This window comes from Actinoallomurus sp. NPDC050550, from assembly GCF_040655075.1.
GTDB lineage: Bacteria > Actinomycetota > Actinomycetes > Streptosporangiales > Streptosporangiaceae > Actinoallomurus.
This window is the reverse complement of sequence record NZ_JBFAJC010000055.1, coordinates 1-16,394: the sequence shown is the minus strand read 5'-3', so window position 1 is coordinate 16,394 and position 16,394 is coordinate 1. Positions and strand designations below refer to the sequence as shown.

General features: G+C 69.6%; 12 protein-coding genes. 4 read left to right on the top strand and 8 right to left on the bottom strand.

The features are described 5' to 3' along the window. The first annotated feature begins 19 nt into the window (after positions 1 to 19). Positions 20 to 1,876, top strand: a complete 1,857-nt coding sequence (locus AB0I04_RS44285; protein ID WP_360898943.1) for a histidine kinase — start codon at positions 20 to 22, stop codon at positions 1,874 to 1,876. Between the two features lie 159 nt (positions 1,877 to 2,035). Here AB0I04_RS44285 and AB0I04_RS44280 read toward each other — a convergent pair whose 3' ends face one another. Both AB0I04_RS44280 and AB0I04_RS44275 read right to left on the bottom strand, forming a co-directional pair. Then, positions 2,036 to 3,499: an FG-GAP-like repeat-containing protein gene (locus AB0I04_RS44280; protein WP_360898940.1), complete on the bottom strand. Its 1,464-nt coding sequence runs from the start codon at positions 3,497 to 3,499 to the stop codon at positions 2,036 to 2,038. Between the two features lie 278 nt (positions 3,500 to 3,777). Next, on the bottom strand, positions 3,778 to 4,614 hold the full coding sequence (locus AB0I04_RS44275) for a class I SAM-dependent methyltransferase (protein ID WP_360898937.1): 837 nt from the start codon (positions 4,612 to 4,614) through the stop codon (positions 3,778 to 3,780). Between the two features lie 92 nt (positions 4,615 to 4,706). Between AB0I04_RS44275 and AB0I04_RS44270 the strand changes: the two genes are divergently transcribed. Further along, positions 4,707 to 5,339: a helix-turn-helix domain-containing protein gene (locus AB0I04_RS44270; RefSeq protein ID WP_360898934.1), complete on the top strand. Its 633-nt coding sequence runs from the start codon at positions 4,707 to 4,709 to the stop codon at positions 5,337 to 5,339. Between the two features lie 143 nt (positions 5,340 to 5,482). Further along, positions 5,483 to 8,857, top strand: a complete 3,375-nt coding sequence (locus AB0I04_RS44265) for a phosphodiester glycosidase family protein (RefSeq protein WP_360898931.1) — start codon at positions 5,483 to 5,485, stop codon at positions 8,855 to 8,857. Between the two features lie 49 nt (positions 8,858 to 8,906). On the opposite strand, the gene AB0I04_RS44260 is transcribed toward AB0I04_RS44265, so the two are convergent. The 6 genes from AB0I04_RS44260 to AB0I04_RS44235 all read right to left on the bottom strand — a co-directional run bounded on the left by AB0I04_RS44260 (position 8,907) and on the right by AB0I04_RS44235 (position 14,071). After that, positions 8,907 to 9,869: a hypothetical protein gene (locus AB0I04_RS44260; protein WP_360898928.1), complete on the bottom strand. Its 963-nt coding sequence runs from the start codon at positions 9,867 to 9,869 to the stop codon at positions 8,907 to 8,909. A 37-nt stretch (positions 9,870 to 9,906) separates the two neighbouring features. Continuing rightward, on the bottom strand, positions 9,907 to 10,323 hold the full coding sequence (locus AB0I04_RS44255; protein WP_360898925.1) for a hypothetical protein: 417 nt from the start codon (positions 10,321 to 10,323) through the stop codon (positions 9,907 to 9,909). A 60-nt stretch (positions 10,324 to 10,383) separates the two neighbouring features. Then, the gene (locus tag AB0I04_RS44250) at positions 10,384 to 11,286 is read right to left on the bottom strand and encodes a hypothetical protein (protein ID WP_360898922.1); all 903 of its coding nucleotides are present in this window, start codon (positions 11,284 to 11,286) and stop codon (positions 10,384 to 10,386) included. 22 nt (positions 11,287 to 11,308) lie between these two features. Then, positions 11,309 to 11,779 (bottom strand): hypothetical protein, encoded by a 471-nt coding sequence (locus AB0I04_RS44245; RefSeq protein WP_360898919.1) that lies wholly within the window; start codon positions 11,777 to 11,779, stop codon positions 11,309 to 11,311. Between the two features lie 445 nt (positions 11,780 to 12,224). Next, entirely contained in the window at positions 12,225 to 12,782 is a 558-nt protein-coding gene (locus tag AB0I04_RS44240; RefSeq protein ID WP_360898916.1) for a DUF6529 family protein, read from the bottom strand. Next, a complete protein-coding gene (locus tag AB0I04_RS44235; protein ID WP_360898914.1) occupies positions 12,779 to 14,071 on the bottom strand; it encodes a vanadium-dependent haloperoxidase in 1,293 nt (430 codons plus the stop codon). Before AB0I04_RS44235 ends, AB0I04_RS44240 begins: the two co-directional genes overlap by 4 nt. Before the next feature lie 512 nt (positions 14,072 to 14,583). Here AB0I04_RS44235 and AB0I04_RS44230 point away from each other — a divergent pair. Next, the gene (locus tag AB0I04_RS44230) at positions 14,584 to 16,089 is read left to right on the top strand and encodes a glycoside hydrolase family 76 protein (RefSeq protein ID WP_360898911.1); all 1,506 of its coding nucleotides are present in this window, start codon (positions 14,584 to 14,586) and stop codon (positions 16,087 to 16,089) included. Positions 16,090 to 16,394: the final 305 nt, after the last annotated feature.

Here is a 16,394-nt window from a genome sequence, read left to right as displayed (position 1 = left end):
GGGGTCATAGGGGACGCGGGTGCTGGGGATCTCGGTTGCTGCGGCGGTGGAGAACGATCCGGTAGTCGACGGTTCGGGCGGCACCGGGGATTCGCAGTTGCGGTTGGTGCGGCTGATGATGTGGACCGCGCTCGGCCTGATCATGGCCATCCGGCTGCTGTCGGCGTTGGAGGAAGGGCTGTCGTGGTCGGTCGCGTTCGTCACGATGGCTCCCTATCCACCGCTGGTGGCGCTGCTGGCCGGGCCGCATCGCCGCCGGGTTCGGGGCAGCCTGCTGGCGGCCCTGGTGATGCTGTACGCGGTGCCGTTCGCCGTCGTGGGCACGCACTGGGACTGGATGCCCTGGCCGCTGGCGGTCGCGGCGCTGTGCTTCTTCCGGGGAAGGGTGGCCTGGCCGCTGTTCGCGCTCATCCTGGTCGCCACGAACGTGGCCGGACTGCGGGCCGGCGACGACGCGCTGTCGGCGAGCATGAGGATGCTGAAGACCGCCGATGACGGTCTGATCATCTTCGGGCTGTACGCCCTGGTGGTGATGGTGGCCAGGCTCGACGCGGCCCGTGGGGATCTGGCGCGCCTGGAACTGCTGCGCGAACGGCTACGAGTCGACGGCGAACTGCGCACGGTCGTCGGCGCTCACCTGCGGGCCGTCCTGGCGCAGCTGACACAAGCCGTCGACGCCGAGCCGAAGATCGCGCGGGACCGGCTCGGCGCGGCCGTTGAGACCGTCCGGCAGGCACTGACTCACATCCGTGCGACGGCCGCCGACTACCGCGTCTCGCCCACTCTGCCGGCGCCGATCGAGTCGCCGAGGGTGGCGCGCCTCACACTGGCCGCGGTGTTCGTCTGTGATGTGTCGCTCCAATGGGTCAGCGCGGCCATGATCCGGCCATGGACACTGCTGCTGCTGGTGCCGTTGATGTGCGCGGCCGGGGTGGTTCTGCTGCTGATGAAGCCGTCACGCAAGCAGATGATCCTCCTCGGTGTGCTGGTAGGTGTCCCCGCCATGCCGTTCAGCTACCTGGTCATGGAACTCAGCGGCATCTCCAACCTGTGGTCCTTCTTCCTGGGCCTGGTGCTCATCCGCATGCGGCCACCACGCTCTCTGGTGATCACCGGTGTGGCGGTGGCGCTGTACATCGTGCTCCTCTTCTCCCTGCCGCAGGGGCCCAACCTGGCGGGGGTGGCGGGGTTCCTGGTGAACCTGGCCGTCCTCACCTGGGTCTCCTACGGCCTGATCCGGCTGTCGAACCTGGTGGTCCTGCTGCGCCAGGCCGAGCGGGACCTGACCCGCGAAGCCCTCATCCGCGAGCGCACCCGCATCGCCCGCGACCTGCACGACCTGCTGTCCTTCAGCCTGTCGGCGGTGGTGCTCAGGGGAGAGCTGTGCGAGCGGCTGATGGAGACCGACCCGACCCGCGCCCGCACCGAGCTGGCCGCCCTGCCCGACCTGGTCGAGCGCGCACTGACCGAACTCGAATCAGTGGCCCACGCGGTCGTCGGGCTGCGCCTTGACCAGGAGCTGACCGCAGCGCACGCGGTCCTGGAGGCCGCCGGGATACAGGCCGCCGCCACCGTCGAGACCGGCACGCTGCCGCCCGAGGTGGAGGCCGCGGTCGCCGCGGTGTTGCGCGAGGCGGTCACCAACGTCGTACGACACAGCGCCGCCCGCACCTGCCTCATCACCGTCACCCCGGCGGGCGACACGGTCCGGCTGCGCGTCGTCAACGACGGAGCCGCCGAACCCACAACCGCGACTCCGAGCCCGGGCCCCGGCGGATCGGGGCTGACCGGCCTGGCCGAACGCACCGGGGGGCGGCTCACCGCCGGAGCACGGGCAGGAGGTCGTTTCGAGCTCGTCGCCGAGTTCGACTCCTAGACCGGCGTCCTGGCGGCTTTGAGCCGTCCCGGCCTTCGTGAAGCGTCTCTGATGTGCCCCGCGGTCGTCGGTGGCCGTGTACGGGAACGGGCGCGGCACCTCGCGGTACCGCGCCCGTTCCTCCCGGCCGCGCACGACGCGCGTGCCGACGGGTGATGCTCAGCCGGCCGAGCCGTTCCATCCGGTCGTCAGCTGCTGCCGGGCGGCGTACCCGGTCGCACGGCCCGGGTAGACGAACATGATTCCGGTGCTCGCCTCGACGCCCACCAGGTCGGAGGCACCGTCGCCGGTGATGTCCCCGGTCAGCGTCAGCGAGCGGATGCCGCCCCAGCCGGAGCCCAGCTGCTTGGCCGTCCCGAGGGAACGGGTTCCGCCCGGGTAGACCCAGAGGGTGCCGTCGGACTTGCGCACCGCGATGAGGTCGGGCTTGCCGTCTCCGGTGATGTCGGTGACGCCGGTCAGCTTCTCCATGCCGGTCCAGCCGCTCGCCCGCAGCTGCACGCGGCCGCCCAGGCCCTTCACCTTGCCGGGGTAGAGCCATAGGGCGCCGTCGCTCTTGCTCACGGCGATGAGGTCGGCCCTACCGTCTCCGGTGAGGTCTCCCATGCCGGTGAGCTGGGTCATGCCGTTCCAGCCGCTGTTGCCGATCTTGACCGGCGTGCCGACGGCGTTCGTCGCGCCGGGGTAGACCCACAGGGTGCCGTCGCTCTTGCGGACGGCGACGAGGTCGGCCCTACCGTCTCCGGTCAGGTCGCCGATGCCGGTGAGCTGGGTCATGCCGTTCCAGCCGCTGCTGCCGATCAGCTTCCGCCCGGACGCGGCGAACTTCGGACCGGGGTACAGCCACAGCTTCCCGGTCGCCTGGTCGACCGCCACGGCGTCGGCCGTGCTGTCGCCGGTCTGGTTGCCCAGCGTCGACAGGCCCACGTCGGTACGGGCCGTGATCAGGAACAACCCGTACGACTGCATGTCCGCGGCGAGGCTCTTGGCCGAGAGGGTGTGCGTCCCGCCGGTGGACTTCCACGGGTCGAAGACGGTGATCGTCCCGGCGGTGCGGTTGTAGCCGTACGCGACGATGGCGTGACCGACCTTGCTGCCGCTCATCTTGGAGTTCCACGGCAGCTTCTCCATCCACACCCCGAGGACGGGGGCCCGCTTGAGCACGCCGACGTCGTAGGACACCTTCGCCATCAGGCTGGAGGCGGTGGAGGCGTCCGCGAAGCCGTACGAGTAGCCGAGCGGGTCGGCGTAGGAGTTGAGCACCGGCCGCGCCTGAGCGCCCGTCGTGCCCTTGGTGGGGCTGGTGCCCATCTTCTTGGCCAGGGTCTCCTGGCTCACGCTGACGCCGAACGTCGACAGGCTCATCGACGACGACGTCGGCACGCAGTTCATGTTGGTCTTCTGATACTGCCCCTTCAGGGACAGCTTCGCCGACGCTGGAGCGGCGGCCGCCGCCGTCGTGGTGACCTGCGGGGCCATCGCCCGCGCGCCCGGCTTGGCGACGAGGTTCGCGCCCGGCGGAGGCGCTGGCGCGGCGTTCGCCGTGCTCGTCAGACCTCCGCCCGCCAGGATGAGTGCCGCCACAGATCCCACCGGCAGCACCCGCCGACCGAACGACCTCATGCAATCTCCTCACGTTCCCGTGCCGGTGCCGTGTCCAATTCGGATACCGGCCAGGATCTTCGACGGCGTCAGACCAATAACGGATCCCCGGAAATAGGGGAAAGTGGCGCGCCGTGGATCGGCCGGACATCAAAGGGAGGTCAGTCCGAAAAGGGGCGGCTCCGCAGAATCACTCTGCGGCCCGGCAAACGGGATCGTATCGGACGTCGATCTTGTGTGGTGGGAGAAGGTAGGGGAGGGTGGGCCGCTCGGTCGACCGGGCGTGTCATGCCGGACGCTCAGGGGCGGACGGCGCTGACCAGCCAGACGGCGCCGGGGATGCGGATGCCCTCTGCGGTCTCGTACGCCGAGAGTCCGGCTCGCAGTTCTTCGCGCGTCCTTTCGATGACGGCCGGCTCGACCTCTTCCAGGTTGAAGCGGACCGGTCCCTGGCCGAGGATGAACTCCGCCGCGTCGGTGGCGTCGCGGCCGTAGTCCATCAGCGCCTCGACCCCGGTGACGCTCACGTCCGCGAATCCGGCCGCACCGAGCACCTCGTGGATGCGGGCCGGGTCCACCAGGGAGCCCATCCCCCGCGCGGCGGGCGACGGCCCGCGCATCAGCGGCCTCAGCGCTGCGGTGGCACGGGCGTACGCACTGTCGGGGGTGCTGCCCTGCGGACCCACGAACGCGAGCCGCCCGTCCGGCCGCAGCCCTCGCCGGATGTTGGCGAACGCGGCGACCAGGTCGTCGAAGAACATCACCCCGCCGCGGCTGATCGCGGCGTCGAAGCCGCCGTCGGGGAAGTGATGGACCTGGGCGTCCCCCAGCTCGAACCTGACATTGGCGATGCCCTGCTCCGCCGCGTCGGCCCGGGCACGTTCCAGCATCGGCGCCGAGATGTCGACGCCGACGACGTGCCCGCGGGACGCGCGGCGCGCCGCCACGAGCGTGATCTGGCCTGTACCGCAGCCGATGTCGAGGACGCGGTCGTCCTCATCGATCGCGGCGGCTCGGAACAGCGCGTCGTTGAAGGCCGCGACCATCGCGTCGTAACGGGCGGCGTTCCGTGCCCAGTTGGCGCCTTCCCAGCCGTTCCACGCTTCCGCTTGCCGGACGTTGGTCATGGCCTGCATGGGGGTTCCTCCTGTGCCGTCGGTGACGCGCCCGGTCGACGCCGTCACTAGAGTTGAACTCTAGAGTTGATATCTAGAGATAAGCTATAGCGATGAGTCAGGTCAAGGGCGAGGACAAGCGGGCACGGAAGGCCAAGGAGACGCGGGGGCGCATGCTGGAGGCCGCACGCGAGCTGTTCGTCCAGAGTGGGTACGGCGCGACGTCGCTCCAGGAGATCGCCGACCGGGCCGGCGTCGCCGTGCAGACGATCTACTTCACGTTCGGCAACAAGCGCGTGCTGCTCAAAGAGCTGGTCGACGTGTCGATCGCGGGTGACCACGAGCCGGTCGCGACGATGGACCGTCCGTGGTTCCAGGAGGCCCTCGCCTCCGAGACCGCCGACGCCCAGCTACGGCTTCATGTCCACGCCACGCGCGGGATCCTGGAGCGAGTGGCTCCGATCATCGAGATGCTGCGTGCCGCCACCTTGGCCGATCCGGGGATCGCCGAGCTATGGGACCAGGACGTCGACCCGAGATCGACCGTCCACACGGCGGCCGCCCGGGCACTGGTGACGAAACCGGGGATCCGGGACGAGGTCACGGCGGAGTACGCCGCCGACCTGCTGTTCGGCCTGCTCAGCCCGGAGCTTTATCTGCTCTTCGTTCGCGACCGCGGCTGGTCGCCGGAGCAGTGGGAGCGCTGGTCGCACGAGACCCTGAGCGGCCGGCTCTGCACCGGGTGAGACGGTCCTCGGCTCGTCGTTTTCCGCGACCCCTCCGGTGACGCGGGAGATGTTCATCCGCTCGACCACGACCGGTCAAAATCGGTGTTAGTGATCATTCGCCCGGCACGCTAGCCTCCTGCGGCACCCCCACGGAGGACTCGATGCGCGTTCGATCCCTGCTGGCCGCGGGCGCCCTTGCCCTGGGCGTTCTCGGCGCACCCGCTTGGAGCGTTCCGGCGCGGGCGGAGCAGCCGCCGCCCGTCCCGGCACCCTCCTACCAGACCGCCGTGCCCGGCGAGTCGATCGAGGCCGACCGGGTCGACCAGCCGGTGGCCCCGGGGATCGTCCGTACCACCTTCGACACCTTCGGCCGTACGGGCTGGACGCGCGTCCACGTGCTCAGCGCCGACCTGCGGAACCACTCGGTCGGCGTCGACCTGGTCGGCCGCAAGGTCAGCGAGGCCCGGCCGCTCGGGCAGGCCGCCGACGAGCAGCGCGCGGTCGCCGCCGTCAACGGCGACTACTTCGACATCACCGAGACCAACGCAGCCATCGGCCCCGAGATCCAGGGCGGCGCCCTCCGCAAGGGCACGAACCAGCCGTCGACCGTCGCGGCCATCGGCACCGACGGCCTCGCCCGCCTCGCCGACCTGGCCATCCAGGGCACGGCCACCGTCGCCGGCGTCGAACGTCCCCTCGCCGCGCTCAACTCCGCGAGCGCGCCCGCCGACGGCATCGACGCCTTCACCCCGCAGTGGGGGCCGGGCCTGCGCACCCTCATCCGCGACCCCGGCCCGTACACCGAGCTCATCGTCGCGGGCGGCAAGGTGACCGCGGTCAACGACCACCTCACCACAACCCCCGTCCCCGACGACGGCCTCGTCCTCCTCGGCCGCGGCGCCGCCGCCGCACAACTCGCCACCGCCAAGCCGGGCGACGCGGCGGCGATCTCGTTCGCCCCGAACACGAAGCTGAAGATGGCGCTCGGCAGCGGCGCCGTGCTCGTCCGCGACGGCAAGGCGATCGACTTCCCGCCGAGCACCGGCAACGACGCGCTCAAGCCCCGCACCGCCATCGGCTGGAGCGACGGCGGCCGCCGCCTCCTTCTCGTCGCCGTCGACGGGTCGTCGAGCTTCTCCACCGGACTGAGCTTCGACGACACGGCCCGGCTGATGGCCCGCCTCGGCGCCGGCGACGCGTACATGCTCGACGGCGGAGGCTCCACCGAGGCCGTCGCCCGCCGCCCCGGCGACGCGGGCGTCAGCGTCGTCAACACCCCCTCCGACGGCAGCGAGCGGCCCGTGCCGAACGGCGTCGGCCTGTTCAGCCGCAAGGGCTCCGGCACGCTGCAAGGGCTGGACGTACGGCCGCGCGCCGACCGCGTCTTCCCCGGCCTGACCCGCGACGTCACGGCCGCCGGGTACGACGAGACGTACGCGGCGGTGCCCATCGGCGGGCGCCACGTCTCCTGGAGTGCCGGGCCGCTCGGCCGGGTGAGCGGCGGCGTCTTCCACGCCCTCGCCCCGGGCTCCGGCCGGCTGCGGGCCTTCGCCGGGTCCGCGCGCGGCGACCACGACCTGCGCGTCCTCGGCCCGCTGCACCGGCTCGCCTTCACCCGGCGCGCCGCCACCCTGACGCCCGGCACGCCGATGGACGTCGGGCTCACCGGGTACGACGCCGACGGCTTCAGCGCGCCCATCGCCCCGCGCGACGTGACCCTCGGCTATGACCGGGGCGCCATCGACGTCACCGTCGAACCGGACGGAAACCTGAAGGTCACCGGTAGGCCCGGCGCGAACGGCACCGGCACGACCCTGACCGCGACCGTCCGCGGCGTCACCGCGAAACTCCCCGTGTCGGTCGGCCTCATCGACAAGTCCCTCGCCGAGTTCGAGCCGGACGAGACGTGGAGCGCGTCGGCCGCCCGCGGCACCGCCAAGGTCGCCACCGTGGAGGCCGCCGACCGCCCCGGCGCGCCCTCCGGCAACCACGCGCTGCGCCTCACGTACGACTTCACCGGCCAGCCCAGCACCTCCGCGGGCTACGCCGTCGTCCAGCCGACCCCGCTAACCCTGCCGAGCGGCGCGAGCGGCCTCGCCCTGTGGGTGAAGGGAGACGGCAAGGAGCACTGGCTGCGCGCGACCCTCCGCTCCCAGGGCACCACCAACGTGCCGTTCACGTTCGCGCTCAGCGTCGACTGGACCGGCTGGCGGCGCGTCAGCGGCACCCTGCCCGCCGGGTTCGCCACGCCGATCACGCTGCTGAACATCTACGTCGTCGAGACCGCGCAGGACAAGAAGGACGCCGGGGAACTGGAGTTCGACGCCCTCGCCGCCCAGGTCGGCCAGCAGCCCGACGACCGCGAGGCACCCGCCTCTGATCCGTACGTCCTGCAGCAGCGCGGCGTCGGCGCCGACCGCTGGACGTACGCCATCATGTCCGACCTGCACGTCAGCGCCGCCGCGGGCGCCGGCTCCTTCCCCGCCAAGCAGGCGGCCGCCGCCCTCGACCAGGCCGTCGCCGCCAAGCCCGACTTCATCCTCGTCAACGGCGACTTCGTCGACAGCGACAGCCCGGCGGACTTCGCGTTCGCCAACCAGTTGCTGAAGGACCACGTCCCGGCGACGCTGCCGGTGTACTGGGTGCCGGGCAACCACGAGGCCGGCCTGGGATCGGGCGGATTGGACAACTTCGTCAGCGCGACCGGCCGCAAGACCCGGCAGGTGTTCGACCACAAGGGCACGCGGTTCATCCTGCTCGACTCCCACACCGGCAGCCTGCGTACGTCCGACTGGGACCAGATCCCCGCGCTCCAGGACGAGCTCAACAAGGCCGCCACCGACCGCTCCGTCACGGGCGTCGCCGTGCTCTTCCACCACCCGCCGCACGACCCGTCCGGCGCCGGTGACTCCCAGCTCACCGACCAGCTCGAGGCAGGTCTCGTCGAACGCTGGCTGGCGACGTTCAGGGAGGAGTCCGGCAAGCCGGTCGCGCTGTTCAACGGCCACGCCCACACGGCCGCCGTCACCCGCGCGGACGGCGTGCTCGAGGTGAACACCCCGGCCGTCGGCAAGACCCCGTACAGCTCACCGGACCAGGGCGGCTTCTTCGGCTGGATGCGCGTCGGCGTCGACCCGCACCCTGCGCGTGTACGGGCCGGTCTGCCGAATCCCGGCGCACGCGGCTGGCTGGAGGCCGAGAGCCGCCCGCTCATCGACGGCATCGAGCTGTCCGCGCCCGAGCAGGTGCCCGCCGGCGGGTCGGGGCAGGTCGCCGCGACCGGCGTGACGAGCGGCTTCGGGCTGAAGTTCCCGCTCCGCTACCCGGCCAGCGTGACGTGGAGCGGCGGCCCGGGCCTGATGGTGACCTCGTCCCCGAAGGAGGCCAAGGCCGCCCGCCACCGCCGCGACGTCCTGGCGATCCTCGACCCGGCCACCGGCACCCTGACCGCCGTACGCCCCGGCACGGTGACGGTCACGGTCACCTCCGGACCCCAGACCAAGTCCGCCACCGTGACCCTCACGCCGGCCGCCTGACCCGAGCTGGGAAGCGTCCGCGTTTCTGGGGGCCGGGAGTCGAGTGGCGTCACCGCGAGGTGGGCTGGAATCCGCGTGGGCTGTCGGGATTCTGGACTGCCGTCCGGAAACCGGGAGCGTCGTTCGGCGAGGGGATCTCCATGCGCTCCCCGACGCTGGAGACGTTGTCCGCCAGCGTGTTCGTCAGCGAGGCCAGAGTGCGCTCCTGATCGGCTATCGCCTGCTTGACCTTGCCGATCGCAGTCCGCATGTTGGCGAGAATCGCCAACGGGGTCGCGCCCGAAACCTTCGCCTTGTCTTCGCGTGACCCCGCTATCGAGGCATTGGTTATTGCATTGGCGAACGAGAAGGCGGCCATCGCCGCCGCGAGCGCACCACCGGCGGTCAGCACCGACGCGGCGGCCGTGCCGACGGTGATGGTCGCCGTGACGGTGGACGGGGAGCAGTTGCACATCGCCAGCTCCGCGTGAAGCGCCTGGATGGTCTTCTGGCCGATCTCCCAGACGTCGGCGTTCGCGCGGGCCCGGACCTCCTGATGGGCCTGCAGGATGAGCGCGAGCGACCTGGCCAGCGCGGCCTGCAGCGGGACCGCGGTGTCGATGTGGTTCACGAAGAACGTGTCGAACTGAGTCCGCGCCTCACCGTGCCACTCCTGGAGATGGGCGCCGATGTCCCTCGTACGCTCCGCGATCGCTAGGCGGTCGGTCCATCCTCCGGTGTGCTTGGGCAGCGGGCTCATGAGCTGTTTGCCGGGGTCCCCGCTCCGCGGATCCACTCTTACCGCGTTCGTGGGGTCGAGATTGTCGGCGACGCTGAACAGGTCATCGACCGCCGACTGGCAGCTTGCCGGGTCGGTCATGCCGTATGAGGCGAACAGCTGAGGGACGTCCGCGTACTCGGTGTTGACCTCGTTCATCTCGGCCTGCCCCTTGTACGAGTCGAGGGTGGCGCTGTAGTTGTGCCGGATCGCCTTGAGCGCGGCCGCCAGCACCTGCCGGCCGCACGCGCTCATCTCGTCAGCATGGTGATATGACACGCCGTAGCCTCCGTCACTTCTGGGTCATGATCACGCGGGGCGGCGGCGCGGGCAGTACCCTGTCGTCAGGAATGCTGATGACGGCGTCGGGTGCTCCACCGCGCCACGCCTCCCGGACCTTCGCCGCGGTGTCGGCTTCCGCGGCCTCGTAATTGGCGGCGATGTGGAGGATGGCGGTGCCCGCCTCCTCGAAGCTCTTGGCCGACCGGCCGAGGACATCCTGGAGTCGGTTGCGCAGCGCGGTCCACGGCGCGCGAAGCTCGTCCTGCCCCCCTCCGGTCGCGGGGCAGGGAGTGAACGCCGCGTTGTCGAAGCCGGATGTGTCGGCCACGCGATTGTTCAACGTGGCGTACGTCCAGGCCAGGTGCGGCAGGGTGACCCTGCCGGCGGCCAGCAACTGGTTCAGGTCTACGACGAAGGAGTCTGTCATTGCGCCCTCGGTTCCTGTCGGTGCGCTGGATCGGGTGATGGGATCGCCGGATGCCGCCCGTCACGAACTCGGCAGGCAGGACGACGACGGGCTGTAGAACGGCTGGCCGGGCGTCACCGGTTCGGGATCCAGGAGGACGTCGGTCCGCGACGGGTCGGCGTTCTCCGGAACCCATGCGTCGAAGCGCACCCGCTGAGCGGGCTTCAGGTGAGCGCCGATGCTCTGGCCGTTCGCATTGAGCAGCCGCCCGGACGAGTCCCGGAAGACCACGGAGGCGCCGCGTTTTCCAGGCGAAGACGCGGCGGGACTCCACGTCACCTTGAAGGACAGGCCGGCCAGGCCGTTCGCCGATGTTCGACTGGTATCGCGCTTCCCGACCGTGACGTCGGTGGCACGGGCGGCCGTCTGGTAGCCCGAGGTAGAGGGGTCGATCCAGCAGACTTCGCCCCCGAGCGGCGCGGTGTCCAGTTGAACCTTCAAACTCGCGACCCCATCGGGCGCCTCCTGGCGGTTGAAGTAGGTCCAGCCGGCGGCCCGCTGACCCGGCATGATGAGCGAAATGGTGAAGTGGGCCTGGACCGGTCGGCCCGCGGACATCAGCTCGTGTCCCTGGTCGTCCAACGCCGACACGACGAACCTGACATTGGTCGCGGTTCGCCGGCACGGATTCTCGAGGATCGCACTGGCGAGGAACAGGTCGTTTTGCTGGTCCCGCGCGCCGGCCGAGTAGTGGTCCTTGCGCGTGACCGCCGACTCGGCGACCTGCACCTCACACGACGATCCGTGCGTCGACGGCTGCGCGCGCGGCGTACGGTGATCTCCGGGATGGTGCGAGGACATGCAGGCGGTCGCCATCATGATCAGTGTGCCGACCGCGACGATGCGACGTGCCGACCGAGCGCTTCGGCCGCCCATCGCACGGTCGGGCACAGCAGTGCGAACCGGATCCCTGTGGTCGGCCACGATCGCCGCCTTCCCATCGTGTCTACCGTGGTGTGCGCCGCTCCGGAGAAGCGGTCCGGCGGCGTGCGGTGTCGTCGATGCCTGAGCCGTAGTGCTCGTCCTTGAGCCTCCGCACCTCGGCTTGATGACGGGCCAGGACCTCACGGAACGCGGTGAACAGGCCGGCCGTGAACGCGTCCTCGGGCACTCCTCGGATCGTGCCGTCCGAGATGCGCACGCGCCAGCGTGCGAGCGCTTGACTGGCCACCGCGATCCGCCCGTCCGGCGACCTGGCGGCCGTCCTGATCCCGGCGAGGCTCCGGCGGAACTCCCGGTCCTCGAGTCCGTATTCGATGGCGTCGTCGTGCAGGACATCCGGGATCGCCGCGTCGATGAGCCTCGTCTGGGCCCGCACATATCCGGCCGTGACACGCATCGCCAGCCGAGAGAGCTCTTGCGCCAACGAGGCCTCGGAGTAGTGCCGGTACTCACCCGGACGAAATGCGAGTTCCATCTTCTCGCCTTGAACGCCGAAAGTGGCGCTTATCCGTCCATCAGGAGACGTGGCGGTGACCGTCAGCGATAGGAGTCTGCTCGCAAGGTCATCATTCATTTGCGTAGCCTCCTCGGGCCTGGCGACCGCATGCCCGGCCCTCGGCTCGCGCTCCCCGTCGCCGACACTTGTAACCCCGTAGTTGACCGACGGTAAGCATAGGCTAACGGCAAGATGCGGATCAAGTTCTCGCCAGATCCAGGCGCGCCCGGTCCAGCTTGGCGAGCACGTCGGTGATGGTCGTCGGGTGCGGGGGCCCGGTAGTGGCTCGCCCGATGGTCGAACCGCACCTGGCAATCGGGCTGTCCTAACTCGGATGCTCGTCCTCGGGCCGTTCGTCGCATTCAGAGGCACTCTGAGATGTGCTCGATGCAGAGCGCATCCCCATTTGCGACGATTTGACGGCCTAAGAGCGGGTCAGCTGCCAGAGCGCCCCTGAGAACCAGAGGATCGCGACAAGGGAGAAGAGGGTGCCGCCGGCGAGCGGCAGTGCCCAGGCGGTCAGGTACCGGCTGCGGACGAGAAGCACCTTGGTGGCGAACGCGCCGTAGAAGAAACATCCGGCGATGGAGTGCAGGGCGACGCGGGCGCTGTAAGTCTGTACCCCGTACGCGGTGATGCAGTGGTAGGCGATGGGCAGGGAGAGCACGAACAGAACGGCTCCACCGAGGCGATGGGCGAGCGGTACCCAGCGTGGAGCGGCTCCGGCCCCGGGCAGCCGCCGGTACATCCACAGCGCCAATATCAGCTGGAAGAACGCCAGACATAGCAGCGCGGTGCCGAGTTCGGCCTTGAGGGCGTTCGCGTCGTTGCCGCGGCGTCCGAACAGAGTGCTGTCGTAATTCGGCGTGTGTGTCCGGCCGAACGCGTACAGAGCCGCCGCCACGACGAGCGCGAGCCCGGCGGCTGCCGTCAGTCGCCGTCTGCCGGGCCGGTTCGACGTCCTTGTTCTGCTCCCGGTCATCTGATCCCGACGTCTCCTCGGCCATCGGTGATGATCTTGCCGAGTTCGGCGTCGTGGGCCGTGGCGCTGAGGCCCTTGGCCGGGCCGCCGTACGGGGTCTTCCCGGGTGGGGGAGCCGGCGTGGTCGTGGTGGGTTTGAGACGACCCAGGGCGTATCGGCCGATGGCTGTGCCGAGTCCTTTGCCGGCCTGGTGATCCAGCGGTGTGTGCACGCCGCCCCAGATGCGGCTGAGTCCGGCTTCGGTCGCGGTCGCGCTGAAGCCGGTGTAGCGATTGGTGTAGGGCGGTGCGCCGCCGGGCGCAGCGGGTGACGTGAGGGTGAAGGCGTTGCGGTCGCCGTAGAAGGCGGTCAGTACCGTCGCCGCCGCCGTGCTGATCGCGCTGTGCATGCCCGGGTAGGACGGGTCGGGCGGGGTCGGGACGAGCGGGGTCCAGGCGGGGTCGCGCTTGATCTGCGGGTTGCCCTCGGCAAGGCGGACGGCGGTGATCGGCCGCCAGAACCGGTAGGTGTACTTGGCGTCGTAGACGCCGATGGTGGCGTCGGCGATGGTGAGGTTCAGCAGCGCGAACATGTCAGCCGACTGGTCCAGGTCACTGTGGCGAGCGAGGGCGACCTGTTGGGCGATGTCGTACCAGTAGTTCTGGATCGGAGCGGTCCAGAGCTTGGCGAGCGTGGTCTGTTCCGCCGTGCGCGTCGTGCTGTGGGCGGCGCCGACGCTTTTGACCTCATTGATGGCGGCCGCATAGGCGGAGCTGCTCAGTGCCGGGGGTGCGGCTGGGCGGAACTGGTGGCCGGTGCTGAGCAGGAATGGAGTCACCTTGCCCCAGCCGGTGAACTCCGGTGGCTTGAGACCCGGCGGGGTCGGCCGGTAGTCGCCCGGTTTGCCGGTGGTGGTGTAGGGAGGCGGTGGGGCGTCGGCGCCGTCGTGTGTACGTAGGGCGAGGATGCCGTGCGCAGCTTGGGAACCGACCCGGACGCCCTCCTGCTTCGCACGGCCGGCGGGAATGGCGGCGAGATCAGCGGTCAGCCGGCGGTCGAACTCGGCCTTCCGTTCCGGGTACAAGGCGACGAGGGTGTCGTGCGCGGCCACCGCCGCTGCGGCGGGGCGTGAAGCATCCTGTGGTGCGGTGAGGGTGATGCCGTAGGTGGGGTGAGCCCGGCTGATCGCGCTGACCGAGTCATAGACGGCCGCGCTCATGATCGCGAAGTTGCGGGTCGGATGGACGTGAGTCTGCTTCGTCTGCGGAGACCGCACGATGGCGAGGAGTGTCCGGTTCCACTCGATCACCACGTTGCCTTGTGGGGCTCTCTCAATGACGTCGCTCTCAGGCGGGAAGGCATGGACGGTGGGCGTCGCGGCACCTTGGGGGCCGAGGGTGAAAGCGGCCACCGCGAGCGCGAGCACGGGACGGCGTTGGATTCTCCGTGGTATTGAGAAAGCGATTATTCCCACGATGTCCTCTTGTTGGCGGAATTAACCACGACCCCGGATATATCGAGCTACCAGACGCAATACCCTTCCGCGTTATCCCGAAAACCATCGGATCCCACCGCATGCCTCGCTGGGATGGTGCTGGTCTGTACGGCGAATCATCATGCCTCGGCAAATATTTTCCGTCGCGCGAAAAGAGAGGCGGAGGGGCCGATCAAATAGCTTCATTGCGCGCCTCGGCTGGTCGGTGTGCCCCTACTCGCGCGCGACGATGTCGGTCGCCCGGCCATCCGGACGTGGACGGCGTCGTGCAGGAAACGTTGGGATTGACCATTGACGTGACCACAGGTGCGGATCAATAGTCGGTCATGTCGATCCCCCGCCCCGCTCCAGGCCCACGGAGCCCCGCCCGACCATCGAACCGCCGCTTCGTCCGCCTGCTGGCGACCGCTTCACTCGTCGCTATCAGCATCCCCGCACTGGCCGGGACGAGCGCGGCCGCCGCGTCCATCTGCGACAAGTACTGCGACGGCCGCGACCCCGGCCTGTCCGCCGGCGACCGGGCTCCCGTCCAGGCCACCATCTACTCGCGGCAGATCGTCCTGCACCTCGACGACGCCGACGACATGGCCTGGGGCAGCATCGACAACGGCAACCCGGCCGACGAGGTGTGGCTGGACCGTTCGTTCGACGGCGGCCGGAGCTGGAGCCAGGGCAGCAAACTCGGCGACACCACGGTCCCCAGCGGCCAGCGCGGCTGGCGCACGCTCATGTACAACGTCGACGACTGGAACAACCGGGGCGTCGGCGCGGTACGCGCCTGCGGCAAGGCCGGCGACCGCGCCGAGATCGCCTGCACCCCGTGGGCGCGTACGACCTGGAACGCCGGAAGCCGGTCGACCGCCGCGGCCACCGCGCTGATGATGTACTACGACAACGGCACCGGGCTGTGGACCACGACCAACTGGTGGAACTCGGCGAACGCACTGACCGCGATCATCGATAACGTCCGGATCGCCGGAATGGGCAGCTACCAGTACGCGATCGCCGCAACGTACGACGCCAACCGCTCCGCGCAGGGCGGGAACTTCCGCAACGACTACCTCGACGACACCGGCTGGTGGGGCCTGGCCTGGGTGGACGCCTACGACCTGACCGGTGACACCCGCTACCTGGACACCGCCCGCGCCGACGCGGACTGGATGACCTCCTACACCGACGGCACGTGCGGGGGCGGCGTCTGGTGGCGCACCCAGAAGGACTACAAGAACGCCATCGCCAACGAGCTGTATCTGCAGCTGACCGCCGCCCTGCACAACCGGATCCCCGGCGACACCGCGTACCTGAACCACGCGAAGCAGGAATGGTCCTGGTTCAAGGCCTCCGGGATGATCAACTCCGCGAACCTGATCAACGACGGTCTTACCCTGTCCACCTGCAAGAACAACGGGCAGCCCGTCTACTCCTACAACCAGGGCGTCATCCTGAACGGCCTGGCCGAGCTGTACCGCGCCACCAGCGACTCCGGCCTGCTCACCGACGCGCGGCGGCTCGCCGACGCCTCCACGACCAACCCGGCCCTCAACCCGAACGGAATCCTCGCCGACCCGGGCGAGCCCCAGTCGAACGGTGGCGGCGACGGCCCGTCGTTCAAGGGCGTGTACGCGCGCGGGCTCGCCGTGCTCAACAAGGCCCTCGGCGACCACCCCTACACCGCGTACCTGAACCGGCAGGCCGACTCGGCCTACGCCCACGACCGGAACGCCCTCGACCAGTACGGCTACCACTGGGCGGGCCCGCTGGACTCGACGGACGCGGCCCGGCAGCAGAGCGCCCTGGACCTGATGAACGCCGCCGCTGCGGGCGGCGCGTGACCAGAATTTATTTTCACACCGGAAAATCACCTGAAGGAGGCGGGGAAACCTCGATATAGCAATTAACGACCATATCTGGCCGGTCGATGCGGCGGCGATAAACGTGCGTGTCCTTTCTGGACGCGACGTCTATTCAATGATTCCTTTGAGGCCGCTCGCTCATTACGAACGGTTGACGTCCGGTGTCGTGATGCGAGCAGTCGAATGGGTGCTAGTGCCGCGTCCAAGATCGTTGTTCGCGTAATTGATCTTTAGGCGGGTGCGGGCCAGGCTGCTTTCGAGTGCGATCTCGGAGGTGGTTGATG